Origin of the sequence: Hydrogenovibrio halophilus DSM 15072 (genome assembly GCF_000384235.1) — a bacterium.
GTDB classification, from domain to species: domain Bacteria; phylum Pseudomonadota; class Gammaproteobacteria; order Thiomicrospirales; family Thiomicrospiraceae; genus Hydrogenovibrio; species Hydrogenovibrio halophilus.
The window spans coordinates 982,601-997,983 of record NZ_KB913033.1 but is presented as its reverse complement, the minus strand read 5'-3'; the positions used below and the strand labels follow the sequence as shown (position 1 = coordinate 997,983).

The window sequence follows — 15,383 nt, the reverse complement described above, 5'->3', positions numbered from 1 at the left end:
CAGATTCAATCCGCCCGGCATGATCAGTTGCTAAAATGCAGGGATGTTTTCATTCAGGAATCGTTTATGAAGCTCGCAGCGCGTGTTTCCATCCAGGGTTTGTCGTTTTCCCTGTCCGCATTGACCCTGGTGCTGTCGCCGCCGTTGCAGGCTTCCGGGTTTCAGTTGGTGGAACAATCGGCCAGTGGGCAAGGCCTGTCTTATGCAGGTGCGGCGGCGGAACGTCAGGACGTCAGCAGCATGTGGTTCAATCCGGCGGTGTTGTCGAATCTGGCATCCAATCAAATCGCGTTGGCCGGGCATGTGATTGCGCCGACGGCGCGTTTCAGCGATCAAGGTTCAACATTTGCCGGATCAGCGGATGAGGGCAGCGGAGGGGATGACGGTGCAACCGTGGGATTTGTGCCCAACCTGTACTGGGCCCAGCGTTTTGGCAACCACACGCTGGGCCTGGGCATCAATGTGCCCTTCGGGCAGCATATTTCCTATGACGAAGATTGGGTCGGCCGTTATCACGCCACCGAAACCGATCTGAAAACGGTCAACCTCAATCCGGCCTGGAGCACAGCGATCAATGATCAGTGGCAAGTTGGGCTGGGTTTGAATGCGCAATACGTGGATGTGGTGTTGGAGCAAAAGATCAATCAATCCGCATTGGGTGCCGAGGATGGCAATGCCAAAGTCACCGGCGACAGTTGGGCCCTCGGCTGGAATGCGGGCATCATGTTTCAGCCGCTGGATCGGCTGAATATGGGTTTGGCTTACCGTTCGCAAGTGCAGCACGATGTCCAGGGAAAAGTCGATTATCAGGGCATTGATTCGGCCGTTTCCGGTTCGCTGTATGACATGGACGCCAGTTCGTCTGTGACCATGCCCGCTTCGGCGTCTCTGGCCGTGGATTACCATCTTGCCGAAAAATGGCAATTATTGGCCAGCACGACCTGGACCCAATGGTCGGCCTATGACGAGTTGGTGATGAAATATGAAAATGGCAATGTGACCAACGCCAATCAAAATTTCAAAGACAGCTGGCGCTACAGTCTGGGCGCGGTTTATCACGCCAGCGACGCATTACGTTTGCGCACAGGGCTGGCCTATGACAACACGCCGGTGCCGGACAAAACCCATCGTTCACCGCGCAACCCGGATGTGGACCGCCGCTGGTTTTCCGTGGGGCTGGGTTATGATCTGGCCCAAAACTGGACCCTGGATCTGGGCTACAGCCATTTGTGGGCCGACAAGGCCAAGGTGAATTATGCCCAGACCAATTCACTGGGCACCAACACCCTGAAAGGCAAATACGATTCCACGGTCAATATTTTCAGTGCACAAATGGTGTGGCGATACTAAATGATCAAACGGCCTTTTATTCCCCTGTTTTGGGTGCAGTTTGCCGGCGCTTTTAACGACAATCTGTATAAAAACGCGCTGGTGATGCTGATCACCTTTTCGCTGGTCGAATCGGGCGAAGAAGCCGGTCTGTGGGTGGCCATGGCGGCCGGAATTTTCATTCTGCCATTTTTCCTGTTTTCGGCCTTTGCCGGTCAGCTGGCCGATCGCTATTGCAAAAGCGATCTGATCAAACGGATCAAACTGGCCGAGTTGCTGATTATGTTGTTTGGGGCCATGGCCCTGATCGCGCAATCGATGCCGCTGTTGCTGGGCACCTTGTTTTTTATGGGGGTGCAATCCACCTTTTTCGGGCCGATCAAATACGCCATCCTGCCTGAGTATTTGAGCCCGATCCGGCTGATGCAGGCCAACGGTTGGTTGAATGCCTCCACCTTTGTCGCCATTTTGCTGGGCACTCTGATGGGCGGCTGGGTGGTGATCATCGATCACGGTGAATACTGGATGGCTCTGGCGGTGGTGACCCTGGCGTTACTGGGTTGGCTGACCGCCTTGTTTCTGCCCGATACCAAAGCGCAATCGCCCGAGATGCGTCTGGACACGCATTTATGGCGTTTGACCTGGCGAGAAGTGGCCGAGGCCAGAGCGTTTCACCAGGCCTGGTTTGCGATTCTGTCCATTGCCAGCTTTTGGTTTGTGGGGGCGACCTTTTTGAGCCAGATTCCGGTGTTGGTCAAGGAAGGCCTGGGGGCCGAAGACACGGTGGCCGTGGCCTTACTGGTCAGTTTTGCCTTGGGCATCGGGCTGGGCGCTTTGTGGGTGGTCTGGCGTCATCCCCGAATTGAATCACTCCATGAGGTGAAGGGTCTGGGGCGCAGCTGGCTGCTGCTGGCTTTGCTGGTGGCGATCAGCGCCTGGCAACTGCAAACCTTTCCGGTTTCACGTGAAACAGCCTTGGACCTGCCAGGCTTTTTGATGTTGCCTCAGGGCGTGGCACTGGCACTGGTTTTGTTGTGGATTGCGGCCATAGGCGGGCGTTTGATTGTGCCGCTTTATACTTTGTTGTTGCAGCGATCGCCCAGACGCCAGCGCGCTCGCGTGTTGGCGGTGAATAACATCATCAATGCCTTGTTTATGGTGTTGTCTGCGCTCTGGATCATGGCGGTGTATGCGATGGGGGCCGGAATATTGACCGTTTTGTGGATGTTGAGCGCGATGGTATTTGGCGTCAGCATCTGGTCGCATCGTCGACGTTTGCGAGAGTTAAACCGGAGTCAAAATGACTGAAAGCAAAGAAAAAATCGAGACCCGGCGCGAAGGCGCTCAGGCATCCGAACCAAAGAAAGCCCCGTTGCCCCATTACCGTCCGGGGTTGCGGCATCGGGTGATGCGCTTGGTGTTCAAGGGCTTGCTGAAGGTGCTTTATCGGGTTCGGGTCAAGGGGCTTGCCCATTATCAGACCGCGTTGGAAACGGACGCGCCCCTGTTGCTGGTGGCCAATCATGTGTCCCTGATCGATGGGGTCCTGATCAGTGTGTTTGTGCCCGGACACACGGCGTTTATGATCGATGAAGGCCATACCCGAAAATGGCATGAGCGCTTTCTGCTGAGTTTTGTCGAGCATTTCAAAGTCAATTTTTACAATCCCTATGCGATCAAACGGGTGATCAAGGCGCTCAAAACCGGTCGCCAGTGCATGATTTTCCCGGAAGGGCGGGTCACCACCACCGGCAGTCTGATGAAAATTTACGAAGGCACGGGGCTGGTGGCGCACAAGGCCGGCGCGCAGATTTTGCCGATCCAGATCGAAGGGGCACAGTTTTCCCGGTTTTCGTATCTGGATGGCATGCGGGTGGCCTTCACCCCTCTGCGCTGGTTCCCACGGATCACCCTGACCTTGACCCCGCCACGGTTTCTGGACTTGCCCAATGGTGCCACGCCGTCTTCACACGGTCATAAGCGGCATAAGGCTTATCAGAATGCGCTGTTTCTGTTGATGCGCGATGTGAGCTTTGAGGCCAATCACCAGCCCAAGAACCTCTGGCAGGCCTTGCTGGATGCGGAAAAAGCCGATGTCATCAAAGACATTTGCGTGGAAGACATCAATGAGGTCGCGTTGACGCGCAAAAAGCTGCGATTGGGCGCCATGATTCTGGGCAAAAAACTGGCGCAACGGCTGGCTCAAACCTCCGACGAATCCAATGAGACATTAAACAAAGCACCAAACCGAGTGGGCGTGTTATTGCCCAATGTGTCCGGGTTGGCGGTGACTTTTTTCGGGCTACAGGCTTATGGCTGGGTACCGGCCCTGCTCAATTTCACTGCCGGGCTGGGTCCGATGCGCTCAGCCTGTCAAACCGCACAGTTGCAAACGATCATCACCTCGCGCAAGTTCGTGGACGCGTTTGATCTGGACGAAACTCTGGCGGCGCTATCGGATTTGGTGGAAGTGGTTTATCTGGAAGACGTGCGCGAAACCGTCACCGCAGTCGACAAATTGTCGGCTCTGGTCCAACGGCCTAAAAACTTACCAGGCCTGGTCAAAAAGCCCAATGAAGAAGCGGTGGTGCTGTTTACTTCCGGTTCCGAAGGGGTGCCCAAAGGCGTGGTGCTTTCCCACGACAATCTGGTGGCCAACATCCACCAGATTTCGGCGATGCTCAATCTTTTGCCCAATGAACAGTTGTTCAATGCCTTGCCCTGCTTTCACAGTTTCGGGCTGACCGCCGGGTTGCTGTGGCCGGTTTTGAAAGGGGCCAGAGTGTATTTGTACCCTTCGCCTCTGCATTACGCGGTGATCCCGGAAAAGCTGTATCATCTCAACGCCAAACTGCTGTTTGGCACCGACACCTTTTTCAATGGCTACGCCAAAAAAGCCGATCCCTACGATTTCTACAGCGTACGTTACATGGTCGCGGGTGCGGAAAAACTGCGCCCGGAAACCCGACGCCTGTTTGCCGACAAATTCCATACCCCGGTGCTGGAAGGCTATGGGGTCACCGAAACCGCGCCCGTGCTGGCGGTCAATATTCCACAGAGCTTCAAAAATGGCACAGTGGGACAGCTGGTGCCGGGCGTGTCTGCCCGTTTGCGGTCGATTGAAGGCATCACCGAAGGCGGCAGTTTGCAGGTAAAAGGCCCCAATGTGATGCTGGGCTATCTGCTTTACGACCGGCCCGGTCAGTTACAGCCACCTGAGGATGGCTGGTATGACACAGGCGATGTGGTCACCATCGATGAAGAAGGGTTTATCACCATCCGCGGCCGGGCCAAGCGATTTGCCAAAATTGCGGGCGAAATGATCTCGCTGACGGCGGTGGAAACTTACATCAATGCGGCCAACCCACAGGGGCATCACGTGGTGGTGGCCGTGGCCGATCCGCGCAAAGGCGAGCAATTGATTCTGGTGACCAACGACGAATCGCTCAGTCGCCAAAGTGTGCGTGAAGCCGCAAAAGAAGCCCAGGTATCGGATCTGATGGTGCCTCGAACCGTGATTCTGGTGGAAGCGATTCCGGTATTGGGTACCGGCAAAACCGATTACCCCGCGGTGCAGAAAATCGCCGAAGGGCATTTTCAATCGACGAAGTTTTAAGCCAAATGGTCATTTGGCGGTCTCAGGAAGGTTTCATGTGAAATCTCCCCACCACTCGGTTCTGCGATCACAACGCGATTGCGACCTTTGGCTTTGGCCTGATATAACTGTTTGTCGGCTGCGGCGATCCAGTCATCGAGATCAAGAAAGGATGCCTGCCAGTTGGCAATGCCGATACTGATGGTCAGGTCACGGCTTTCCCCCAGTTCCGGTGAGAGCGTTTCAACCTCCTGGCGGATCGATTCTGCCAGTTCAGTGACTTGATTGGCTGGCCGGTTGAGTGCTAGCAGAAATTCTTCGCCGCCCCAGCGTCCCAGTGCCATGGCATCCGGCTGATATCGGTGGAGTACCCTGGCGACCTTTTTTAGGGCGTCGTCTCCAGCCAGATGCCCCAGCCGATCATTCAATCGTTTGAAGTGATCCAGGTCCAGAATGAGCAGATGCCAGTCGGGTTGAGGTTTTTTCTGTGTGAATAAGTCGTTGAACTGTTGATCCAGTGCTGTACGGTTGGGCAAACGGGTCAGGGCATCGGTAATGGAACTTTGATACATCTGTCGGCTTCGGACATTGAGTTGATGGTAAGCCTTTTCACGGCTGATTTCATAAAAATATATGGCGACAAAAATGCTTAAAAGCGCCAGGGTGCTGTTTATTTTACCGGCTATAGTCATTTGCTGAAGAAAGGGCGACCACAGATAGCCCAGAAACAGAATCAGAAAAATCAGATTGACCCGAAACCCATTTTTGGAACCCAACAGAAAAAAATTACTGAATATAAACAATGGCATCCAGACAAACGGATCATTGGTTTTGATGGAAGCGACCGCGTAAAACAGGGCAAACAGGGTCATTAATCCAACAAAGGCCCAGACCACCTGTTGCATCGTTTCACGGTTCTGAAAACGGTATACCAGACCCATGAGACTGAAAAATAATAGAATTTCAGCCAGTGCCACAGGATAATTGAGAGTTTTGGTCAAGTTGAATACACTGAAAAAAGCAAAGATTGATGCAATGATCCAGAGGTAATACCACAAAAAAACCGCCCGGTGGTATTCGGGCGTGTTTTTGTTCAGCTTGAGCCGATGGTGAAATGGTGTCAGAAATCGTCGCATAGAAACCCGTATATTGAACAGGGATTATAACCCGAATATTCCATAAATTTGCACCGACCTTGCTTGCCCCTTGTTTCCACAAGAAATATTTCTTCAGTCGGCCGTAATCATAGATACGACACTTCCTCAGAAATTTCCTTGTGAAAACAAGTTCCTTCGCAATCTCAGCACAAATTCATGAATCGAAGAAACGCAAGTAAACATTCGGGTGAACAACTTTTAACAACAATTACTTTTACATACGGTTTATTACCAGGCCTGGTCATTTTTGGGGGTTTGCGGATACAGGGGACGCAGTTGTGTGTCCGGTTGTTGGTTGGAATCGGTCAGGGTTGGGTGTTGAGCGGTTTCACAGAAACGGGTTTTCAGTTTGTTCAGGGATTGGTCCGACAATGGCCTTTGCGCAAACAAATGGGCTTCCAGCGCCTGCTTCAGTGCCTGGGATTCGGCATTTTCCCAAAGCGCGGGGCTTTGCTGGCATCGGGCCTGCAATTGTCGATAAACCTCGGTCGCGGTGAGGCGGTTTGACTGACAAAAATCGTCTTCTGCCGGGGTGTCAGACTGGTGCCGCGGGTGTTTTTGCGCGGGTTCAGCATGTGACTTGCCCGATTTTGTGCCCCCAGTTGGGCGGTAACGCATCAGCGCAAACAAACTCAGTAGAATCAGGGGCACCAGCGCCCAGAGCCACCATTTGGGTGGGGCCCAGTCTGTGCTCTCGGTGGCAGGGGGCGTTTCCGGTTCGGCCGTTGTCTGCTCCGGCAGAAATACCTGTCCCTGGTCACCGGCGGTTTCACTAACCGCAAATGTACGTGACGGCAGGGTCAGGGTTTCCAGCTGGTCGGTCTGGGTGTTCCACCAATGCAGGGTCAAAGCTTCAAAGTGTTGTTTTCCGGCTTGCCGGGCAATGGTTTCAATGGTCTGTTGACGTTCGCTGACCACGCTCTGGCGATGAGCCTGATTGTCCAGAGACGGTTTTTTCGGATAGAGGGACAGGCCTTCCGAGCTGGTCGTCTGGATTTCGGGCAGTTGCGAAGCCAGCAAGCCGTTGGCCTGAAGCGTGATTTTTCGGGTCAGGGTGTCACCGACCGCGGCTTTCGACAGTTTTTCAAACGTCTGTTTGAGATTGACTTCGCGGGCCGGCAGCCAGGGAGCATCGGACGGAAAGGCATCGGGTACGGGTTTGACTTCCATAGTAATCGGCTGGGTCCGGTCCTGTACCAGACGCAGTTGCCCACGGTACTGAATGCGCCCGTCAAAGCCCTGAGGTGGCAGGGTGTACTGGCCGCTTTTCTGAGGGTAAAACACCCAAGTCCATTCGTACACCTGGTAGCGGTGAGGCCCGATCTGTTTCTGGTATTGAAACTGGTTGCGCAGCGAAAAGGACAGGGCGTTCTCAAAGCGGGGCGGACGAATGTTGCCATTGATAAACTGGCCCAGATGATAAAAACGCAGGGTGTAATGCACCTGTTGCTGCACATACACCGATTTGGCGTCGACAAACGATTCCACAAAACTGGGCCCTTGCTGCGCGTCCGGGTTCTTGCTCGGTGCTGTGACGGTAATGGTCAGGGGCGCGCTGATGGCGTTGTCGACTTCAAACGGCGGGATGGCCAGCTCGCCTGTCTGCCTGGGGGTCAGGTGCAGGTCCCAGCGTGAGAACGCTTTGTAGCGGCCATTGGTGATCTCAATGCGGCTGCTGCGCTGGCGTCCGAGTATCTCAAACTGGTCTTCCAGAGCGCTGAAATCGGGCGTGCCAGTGGTTTCAAAATTGGTCTGGATTTTGAGTTTAAGCACATCGCCCATTTCGATCTCGGCGCGGTCCACGTGAACGTCCAGCTGTGGATTGGCGGCATACAATTGGGGAATCAGCAACAGCATCAGCACGGCCCCCAAAATGACCAGACTGATGTAATTCAGCAGTCGACGGTGTTCCCGGCTGTGGTATCGGCGTTTGCGAGGTTTCATGCAGTCACCATATTTTTTCGTTCTGCCCATCCGCGCGCTCGGTGTCGGACTGTTGTCGTTGCTGATATTGATAGTCGAATTTGCGTTTCAGAAACCGGGCCGGTTCGTCCGGAATCTGGTTGAGCCAGGTTTGTCGCGCCTGTTCGGATTCGCGTGCCTGTGCGCTCTGTTCCGCCATCTCACTGGTTTGTGCCGCGTCATCCACCGGATTCATGGCTTCCCTGGTCGGGTCTTCGCTTTCGGACTCTGATGCGGGTGTTTCCTCCGCCGCCTGGCCCAGATTTTCCGCCTGGGTTTGTTCACTGGCATCCGCATTGGTGTCCTCTTCGCCTTTTTCGCCGGACGGCTTTTTTGGCGGGGCTTGCTGGCGTTGATCCAGATCGTTCTGTGCGGATTGGTTGGGCGCAGAGCCCTGACCGTTTTGACTTTCGCCTTGCGCCTGATCGCTCTGCTGGCCCTGTTGGCCGCTGTCCGCCTGCTCTGGAGGCGTCTGATCCGGTGCGCCCTGATTGTCACCTGGGTCCTGTCCGGCGGGCTGATCGTCGCTCTCCGGCGGTTGGGCATTTTTAAGCTTTTCAACGAGTTTTCGGTTGTGTTTTGCTTTCTCGTGGTCAGGGGCCTTTTTCAGCGCCTGTTCATATGCCTCAATCGCTTCGTCAAAACGACCCATTTGGGTCAGGACATTGCCACGATTGTAGTCGGCTTCGGGTCCTTGGGCCTGATTGAAGGCTTTCAGCGCGTCCTGGTAATGGCCCTGACGGTAGAGGCTTACGCCGCGCCACATTGGGTCTTCAAACCGGTCGGCGGCGGCAGCGTAATCTTTTTGCTGGAACTTTTCATAGCCCTGCTGGTCGCCGGACTTGAGCACTTCCAGCAGATTTAGGGACTGGGAAGCAGTCTCGGCTTGTGTTTCCGTTTTGGTTTCGGCCTGCAGGGAAGTGGGCGCAAAGCTCAGACCGCTCAGAAGCAAAGCGGGCAACAAGGCCCACACCGGCATCAGCGTCAGCAACAGGCCACGGCGAAAACCTATCAGCAGACCGGGGATCAGGATCCAGAGCAGCCACAGCCCCTGATCCAGCCATTGATCGCGTCGTTGGGTGTGTTCGCTTTCGGGCTCGCTGCCGGCCATCAGCGGTGACGGAAACAGCGGAGCGGCATCGATGGGGGTCTGGGTCAATTGCATCATCGGGCTGTTGGTGCGGCGAGCCAGCGTTTCAAATCGGGTCAGCGGCACACCGGGTTCTACTGCTCGCCCCTGATCGTTTTTGATCAGGCCATAATCGGGGATGGGAATGGGGCCACCTGTCTGAGTGCCGACCACCAGAATGCGCAAATCGATCTGATTGGCTTGGACAAAGTCAGCAAGCAAATCCACCTCGTCGGCTTCGATGTCGTCTGTGACCCAGAGCAGGTGTTTGCGGTCAATCCGGGCACCGTCAAACAGCCGGTTGGCCAGCTCAAAACCTGCCAACGCATCGGCCCCGTATTCGGGCATGATCACCGGGTCCAGTACCGGCAGCATGCTCAGCAATGTCTGGTTGGCTTCGCTGATCGGGGTGATGGCGTGGGCGCTGCCGGCATAGCCGACCAGGCCGGTGTGCAGCCATGGGCGTTGGGTCAGTTGGTCCGTGAGAAGGTAACGGGCGCGGGTGAGGCGATTGGGTTTGAGGTCTTCGGCGCGCTGGCTCAGAGACAGGTCCTGCAGAATCACCATGCCCTGACGGGTTTTTTCGGCCGGCGTGTCGACTTTGCTCCAGGTGGGACCGGCCAAGGCGATCACGGCCAGCGACCACAAAAGCCCCAGCCCAACCAGCCCAAGGTACTGTCGTTGCGACTGGGAAGTCTGGCCCAGCAACACACGATGAAAAGCCGGGTCAATCAGTGACTGCCAGCGGTTGCTTCGTTTCTGGGAACGCCACAGCGCCCATAACATGACCAGCAATGGCACAAACGCCCACAGCCATTGGGGTCGCAGAAAATGAAACAGGGCCTCGTTCATATTGACCTCCCGCTGCCGGGCCAGACGAATCGCAGGGCATAAAGCCAGCTCAGAAGCAGCGCGGCACCCAGTGGCCAGTGGTAGAGTTCTTCGCGTAGCCGGTAGCTATTTACGTTGTGTTCGGTGGCTTCCAGTTCGTCAATGGTCTGGTAAATGGTTTCCAATTGGTCGGTTTTGTTGGCCACAAAAAATTCGCCCCCGGTGTTTTCGGCAATGGTTTTCAGGGTCTGCAAGTCAATGTTGCTTCGATTGCTGAACAGGAATTCTTCGATGCTGCCGCGGGTATTGGGGTCGGCGTCGCCAAAGGCAATGGTGTGAATTTTCAGGCCCGCGGCCTGTGCCTGAGTCGCGGCATCCATGGGCGTGACAGCGCCGGCGGTATTGGAGCCATCGGTCAACAAAATCAGCACCGCGTTTTCCTGTTGCGAAGCCTGGAGGTGCTTGAGGCTGATGCCGATGGCGTCGCCAATCGCGGTGTTGTTGCCGGCCATGCCAATCGCGGTTTCCGCCAGCAGAGTGCGCACGGTATTCAGGTCATGGGTCAGCGGACTTTGCAGAAAGGCCTGAGTGCCAAAGACCACCAACCCCATGCGGTCGCCCTGACGGCGCTGGATAAAGTCCTGAACCACGTGTTTGACCGCGGTGAGGCGATCCACATAATCGACCCCGAGGCGCATGTCCTCTTTTTCCATGCTGCCCGACAGATCCACCGCCAGCATCATGTCGCGGCCACTGGCCTGAAACGGCTGATTGTCCAGAAACCAGACCGGGCGCATTGCAGACAGCAGCAGACACAACCAGATCAGCGTCAGCAGGGGCGGAATGGCACTCGACTGAGTCGGCGCTTGCCATTGGGCTTTGGGCGCTTGCTGCCATTGATTGAGCAGGTGTGGCGCGTGCAAGGGCAGGGTCTGGGTTTTTCGCGGCGGCAGCAGACGCTTGAGCAACCAGGGCAGAGGTGCAAGCGCCAGTAGCCACGGTTGCAGCCAATCCAGATGCTGCCAGAGTTGGGTCACGGTTTCGATCATTTGTGGTGCCCCTTGATCCATCGCCGTGCGTAGGTGAGGGCTTCTGTGATCTGGGCGTGGTCTGATGCCGCTCCCGATTCGGTCAGACCATCGCTGGATGGGTCACGGTAAAGCCAGGAAAGGGTGGCCGCCAGGTGTTCGGGCTGCGGCAGATAGAGTGCGGTCTCATGCAGAAACGCCACCCAGTCCGCGTCGCTCAAAGACGCCACCCGGCTGCGGCCATACTGGGTGATGGCCACTTGTTTGAGCAAGGCTTGCGTGGCTTGAAGTTGCGCCAGCGGGTCGGCGAGGTCGGCGGTGATGCGGTCGAGCCGGGCCAGAGCCTCGCGCCGGTAGCGATTCTGGCGACGCTGGGTCAGGTAATACCAGATCAGGCCGATCAGAATGCCGCCCAGTCCCACCATCAGGCCGATCAGGGTTTGGGAGGGTGGCCACCAGCCCACCGGTTCCGGCAGTTGAATGTCCTTGAGCTTGGCCAGCAGTTCCTGCTGTTGCGGCGTCAGTTGTGGCATCAGCGAATCATCCCCGCCTGTTGCAGTGCCGTGACCGGGTCATCCTGAGTGTTGATCGCCAGCAGGGGCAAGTGCAGTCGCTGACAATGCAAGTGCAAATTTGACCAGGCCTGGTGAAAACCGCTTTGCCAGGCGTCCTGCACGGCCTGACTGGCACTGTTGAGCCGGGTCTGGGTGTGCCCGTCGGTGACCGTGAGCATCCCGTTGTGGGGCAATTGCTGTTCCAGCGGGTCATACACGTGAATCAGGTCCAGCTGGTGGTGTTTTTTCAGCAGGCGTAAGCGGGCAAAAAAACCGTCCGGCTGATTGAGCAGATGCCCGATTAGAATCAACCGGGTGCCCGGGCGCAGGCTGGGGCTGATCGCTTCCAGTTGCCGGGTCCAGGCATGGGGGTCCTGCAGGCCGGGGGCGCTCAGACTCTGTTGCAATGTTTGGGTTTGCTGGACAAAACGCATCAGGCTGCGGTGCTGGTGTTTGGCGGGCACAAAGGTGTGCGTCTGATGATTAAAACTCCAGCCGCCGATCCGGTCGCCCTGATGCAGGGTGATCCAGCCCAGCGCGGTGGCCAGATTGAGGGCCTGCACCGACTTGAAGCGCACCTGACTGGCGAAAAACATCACCGGGGTTTGTTCGCAGAGCACCATGACCGGTTTTTCCAGTTCTTCGGTAAACACTTTGGTGTGGGCTTTCTGCTGTCGGGCCGTGACTTTCCAGTCGATGTGGCGCACGTCATCGCCTGGCTGGTATTCGCGGACCTCACTGAAGCTCATGCCCCGACCTTTGCGCACGGCTTGATGGGCACCGCCTTTCTGCGAAACCAGCTTTTGCTGGCGCACCAGTCGCCGATGTTTCACATGAAACCTCAGCGCGGTCAGTTGGGACAGGTCGCTATACAGGCTGGCCATCGATCACACCACCGGTACCCGTTCCAGCAAGGCGTTCACCACCGAATCCGGTGTCTGGTTGGCGGCTTCGGCCTCGAAGCTCAACAGCAGACGGTGACGGAAAATGTCGTGGACCACGGCCTGAATGTTGTCCGGCGACACATAATCCTGTCCCCGCAGCCAGGCGTGCGCCCGTGCGGTGCGTGCCAGCGCCAGGGTGGCGCGGGGGCTGACACCATAGTCAATGTAACTGGCCAGAGTGGCGTCGTAATTCTGAGGCTGACGCGTGGCCATGACCAGTTCAATGATGTAGGTTTTCAGATTGTCGTTGAGGTGCACGTCCAGCACGGCCTGACGCGCGGCAAACAGGTCCGCCTGGTCCAGGTGAGGCAGGGCCGGCGCTTCCACGTCATCGCGGGCTTCGTTTTCGGTCAGGGTCAGAATCGCCCTTTCGGCTTCGCGGTCCGGGTAGTCAATGCGCACATGCATAAGAAACCGGTCCAGTTGCGCTTCTGGCAGGGGATAGGTGCCTTCCTGCTCAATCGGGTTTTGGGTCGCCATCACCATAAACAATTTTTCCAGCGCCAGAGTGTGTTTGCCCACCGTGACCTGTTCTTCGGCCATGGCTTCCAGCAATGCCGACTGGACTTTGGCCGGGGCGCGGTTGATTTCATCGGCCAGAACCAGATTCTGGAAAATCGGGCCTTTCTGCAATTCAAACTGGCCGGTTTCCTGACGGTAGATTTCGGTGCCGGTAATGTCCGAGGGCAGCAGGTCGGGAGTGAACTGAATGCGATGGTAGTCGCCCTCAATCATCTGCGCCAGGGTTTTGATCGCGCGGGTTTTGGCGAGTCCCGGCGGCCCTTCGACCAGCAGGTGACCGGCACACAACAGGGTGATCAGCATCCGTTCGGTCAGATGCGACTGGCCGATGATCTGGGTGTCGAGTTGTTGTAACAGGGTTTGACATTGCGCTTGCAGGGCTTGGGACATGGGCACCTCATGACTCGGAAATGGCGATGGGAAAGCCTTTCATTATAATCAGGACCGGAGCAGACGCAATGGGCGTCCGCAGCCCGCTGTTTGAGTCGGCGTGCGGACGGGGCTTTGTCAGGCCATGGCACAGAGCATGGCATCAGCCTCTGGGGGTGTTGGCCAGCAGTACCGCGCGTCTGGGGGCGGGGTAGCCTTCGACCGTCTGATCGGGGTTGTCCGGGTTGAGAAAATCGGCCAGGGATTTCCATTGCATCCAGTCGGTGCTGCGTTGTTCGTTGGTATCGGTCTGGTCCACGTCCACACAGCGCACATTGCGATACCCGCACTTTTCCAGCCAGCGTTGCAGCTCGCTCACCGAAGGCAGAAACCAGACATTGTTCATTTGCGCATAGCGGTCCTTGGGAACCAGAAGCTGGCCGTAATCGTCCGGGACCACCAGGGTTTCCAGCACCAGTTCACCGCCGGGGCGGAGATGGCGCTTGAGGTCGATCAGATGATCGATGGGGGAACGACGGTGGTAGAGCACGCCCATGGAAAACACGGTATCAAACTGCTGACATTGTTGCCTCAAAGGCAGCTGTTCCAGCGTCAGGGGCAAGAACCAGGCAGGCAGATCGGGGCCCAGAAAATGTTTCATTGCCAGAAACTGGGCCATGAATTGCAGTCCCGGGTCCACGCCCACAGCAAAGCGCGCTCCGGCACCCAGCATGCGCCACAGGTGGTAGCCACTGCCGCAACCGATGTCGAGCACCCGTCGGTTGGTCAGGTCGCTCAGATGTGGGGCGACGCGCGCCCATTTGAGGTCCGAGCGCCATTCGGTGTCGATGTAGACGCCTTCGATTTCAAACGGGCCTTTGCGCCAGGGCATCAGCGCTTTCAGGGTCTGGGTCAGTTCGTCTGGGTCCACAAAGGGCGTTTTTGACCAGGCCTGCACCACCGGCTGGTCCAGAACCGCGTGTTCCGATCCGGGCAACCGATGGATGCTTTCCAGTGCCGGCAACCATCTGGGCAGATTGCCATTGGCTTGTGGGTCCAGTGCGATCTCCAGCCTTGGTTTGAGCGCCTCCTGCCAGTGCGGCAGATTGGCGTCTTCCAGAGCGGGCCAGAAAGTGTGGTAATCCTGCCAGAAATGTTTCACATGAAACCTTTAAGAATGATCGGTCGTTTTTATGGCCAGAAAGGACGCGAAATTATACGCCTGAAACCAGATGTTAGCCTGCTCAAATCCGGCCTCGCTCATGCGATCCAGGTGAGTTTGACGACTGTCGCTGATCAGCACGTCTTCCAGCGCGGTGCGTTTCTGGCCGATTTCCAGTTCCGAATAACCGTTGGCACGTTTGAACTGCAGGTGCAGGTGCTCAATCGCCGATTGAATCCCGGACTGGTCAAAGTGAATCTTTTCCGAAAGAATCAGAATCCCGCCTGGGTTCAGGCCCTGATAAATCCGTTTGAGCAGGGTCAGCCGCTGTGCTGGTTCGATGAATTGCAACGTGAAATTGATGACCACCACACTGGCGTTTTCGATGGCCACATCCTGAATGTCCTGACAGCTCAGTTCTACCGACGTATTGGAATGGTATCCCTCCAGATAGGTGCGGGCGCGTTCGATCATGGCCGGGGCATTGTCCACCGCCAGAATCCGACAGCTTTCGGGACATTGACGGCGCATGGTCAGGGTGGCTGCGCCCAGAGAACAGCCCAGATCGTACAGATGGCTGTCGGCCTGGGCGTAGGTGGCGGTCAGCTCGCCGATGCCGGCCAGAATGGTCTGGTAGCCGGGCACCGAGCGTTGAATCATGTCCGGAAACACCGCCGCCACCGATTCGTTGAATTGAAAGGTGCCAAGGGCTTCGTGGGGTTGGGCGTAGAGGGTGTCTTTCATGCTGGCTATTATAGTCTGTCCTTTGGGCAAGTGCCATGCTGTCATCCCGGCCGGGGC

Annotated in this window: 12 protein-coding genes; 3 read left to right on the top strand and 9 right to left on the bottom strand. The window is 56.5% G+C overall.

Annotation, left to right across the window (positions count from 1 at the left end):
- The first annotated feature begins 66 nt into the window (after positions 1-66).
- The 3 genes from A377_RS0104795 to A377_RS0104785 are packed head-to-tail and all read left to right on the top strand — an operon-like array spanning position 67 to position 4,945.
- Entirely contained in the window at positions 67-1,350 is a 1,284-nt protein-coding gene (locus A377_RS0104795; RefSeq protein ID WP_157760738.1) for an OmpP1/FadL family transporter, read from the top strand.
- Positions 1,351-2,637 carry an MFS transporter gene (locus A377_RS11880; RefSeq protein ID WP_019895053.1) on the top strand — a complete coding sequence of 429 codons (1,287 nt, stop codon included), beginning with the start codon at positions 1,351-1,353 and terminating at the stop codon, positions 2,635-2,637. It begins immediately after the preceding gene.
- Positions 2,630-4,945 (top strand): AMP-binding protein, encoded by a 2,316-nt coding sequence (locus tag A377_RS0104785; RefSeq protein ID WP_019895051.1) that lies wholly within the window; start codon positions 2,630-2,632, stop codon positions 4,943-4,945. The genes A377_RS11880 and A377_RS0104785 overlap by 8 nt, the downstream gene beginning before the upstream one ends.
- Here the strand turns inward: A377_RS0104785 and A377_RS0104780 are convergent.
- The 9 genes from A377_RS0104780 to cmoA form a co-directional block, all read right to left on the bottom strand.
- Positions 4,942-6,060: a GGDEF domain-containing protein gene (locus A377_RS0104780; RefSeq protein ID WP_019895050.1), complete on the bottom strand. Its 1,119-nt coding sequence runs from the start codon at positions 6,058-6,060 to the stop codon at positions 4,942-4,944. The two genes, A377_RS0104785 and A377_RS0104780, sit on opposite strands and share 4 nt — an antisense overlap.
- Before the next feature lie 249 nt (positions 6,061-6,309).
- Positions 6,310-8,025, bottom strand: a complete 1,716-nt coding sequence (locus A377_RS0104775) for a BatD family protein (protein WP_019895049.1) — start codon at positions 8,023-8,025, stop codon at positions 6,310-6,312.
- A gap of 4 nt (positions 8,026-8,029) precedes the next feature.
- Positions 8,030-10,024: a tetratricopeptide repeat protein gene (locus A377_RS0104770; RefSeq protein WP_019895047.1), complete on the bottom strand. Its 1,995-nt coding sequence runs from the start codon at positions 10,022-10,024 to the stop codon at positions 8,030-8,032.
- Positions 10,021-11,052, bottom strand: coding sequence for a vWA domain-containing protein (locus A377_RS0104765; protein WP_019895046.1), 1,032 nt, complete (start codon positions 11,050-11,052; stop codon positions 10,021-10,023). Before A377_RS0104765 ends, A377_RS0104770 begins: the two co-directional genes overlap by 4 nt.
- The gene (locus tag A377_RS0104760; protein ID WP_019895045.1) at positions 11,049-11,564 is read right to left on the bottom strand and encodes a DUF4381 domain-containing protein; all 516 of its coding nucleotides are present in this window, start codon (positions 11,562-11,564) and stop codon (positions 11,049-11,051) included. Before A377_RS0104760 ends, A377_RS0104765 begins: the two co-directional genes overlap by 4 nt.
- Entirely contained in the window at positions 11,564-12,469 is a 906-nt protein-coding gene (locus tag A377_RS0104755; protein WP_019895044.1) for a DUF58 domain-containing protein, read from the bottom strand. Before A377_RS0104755 ends, A377_RS0104760 begins: the two co-directional genes overlap by 1 nt.
- A gap of 3 nt (positions 12,470-12,472) precedes the next feature.
- On the bottom strand, positions 12,473-13,441 hold the full coding sequence (locus A377_RS0104750; protein WP_019895042.1) for an AAA family ATPase: 969 nt from the start codon (positions 13,439-13,441) through the stop codon (positions 12,473-12,475).
- A 142-nt stretch (positions 13,442-13,583) separates the two neighbouring features.
- Complete coding sequence (gene cmoB, locus A377_RS0104745; RefSeq protein WP_019895041.1) at positions 13,584-14,582, bottom strand: tRNA 5-methoxyuridine(34)/uridine 5-oxyacetic acid(34) synthase CmoB; 999 nt, start codon at positions 14,580-14,582, stop codon at positions 13,584-13,586.
- A 9-nt stretch (positions 14,583-14,591) separates the two neighbouring features.
- Positions 14,592-15,371, bottom strand: coding sequence for a carboxy-S-adenosyl-L-methionine synthase CmoA (gene cmoA, locus A377_RS0104740; RefSeq protein ID WP_245546774.1), 780 nt, complete (start codon positions 15,369-15,371; stop codon positions 14,592-14,594).
- Positions 15,372-15,383: the final 12 nt, after the last annotated feature.

What these genes read in the sequence shown, in the direction of transcription:
- A377_RS0104795 (WP_157760738.1), top strand. Translation starts at nt 67, where the DNA reads ATGAAGCTCGCAGCGCGTGTTTCCATCCAGGGTTTGTCGTTTTCCCTG.
- A377_RS11880 (WP_019895053.1), top strand. Translation starts at nt 1,351, where the DNA reads ATGATCAAACGGCCTTTTATTCCCCTGTTTTGGGTGCAGTTTGCCGGC.
- A377_RS0104785 (WP_019895051.1), top strand. Translation starts at nt 2,630, where the DNA reads ATGACTGAAAGCAAAGAAAAAATCGAGACCCGGCGCGAAGGCGCTCAG.
- A377_RS0104780 (WP_019895050.1), bottom strand. Translation starts at nt 6,060, where the DNA reads ATGCGACGATTTCTGACACCATTTCACCATCGGCTCAAGCTGAACAAA.
- A377_RS0104775 (WP_019895049.1), bottom strand. Translation starts at nt 8,025, where the DNA reads ATGAAACCTCGCAAACGCCGATACCACAGCCGGGAACACCGTCGACTG.
- A377_RS0104770 (WP_019895047.1), bottom strand. Translation starts at nt 10,024, where the DNA reads ATGAACGAGGCCCTGTTTCATTTTCTGCGACCCCAATGGCTGTGGGCG.
- A377_RS0104765 (WP_019895046.1), bottom strand. Translation starts at nt 11,052, where the DNA reads ATGATCGAAACCGTGACCCAACTCTGGCAGCATCTGGATTGGCTGCAA.
- A377_RS0104760 (WP_019895045.1), bottom strand. Translation starts at nt 11,564, where the DNA reads ATGCCACAACTGACGCCGCAACAGCAGGAACTGCTGGCCAAGCTCAAG.
- A377_RS0104755 (WP_019895044.1), bottom strand. Translation starts at nt 12,469, where the DNA reads ATGGCCAGCCTGTATAGCGACCTGTCCCAACTGACCGCGCTGAGGTTT.
- A377_RS0104750 (WP_019895042.1), bottom strand. Translation starts at nt 13,441, where the DNA reads ATGTCCCAAGCCCTGCAAGCGCAATGTCAAACCCTGTTACAACAACTC.
- cmoA (WP_245546774.1), bottom strand. Translation starts at nt 15,371, where the DNA reads ATGACAGCATGGCACTTGCCCAAAGGACAGACTATAATAGCCAGCATG.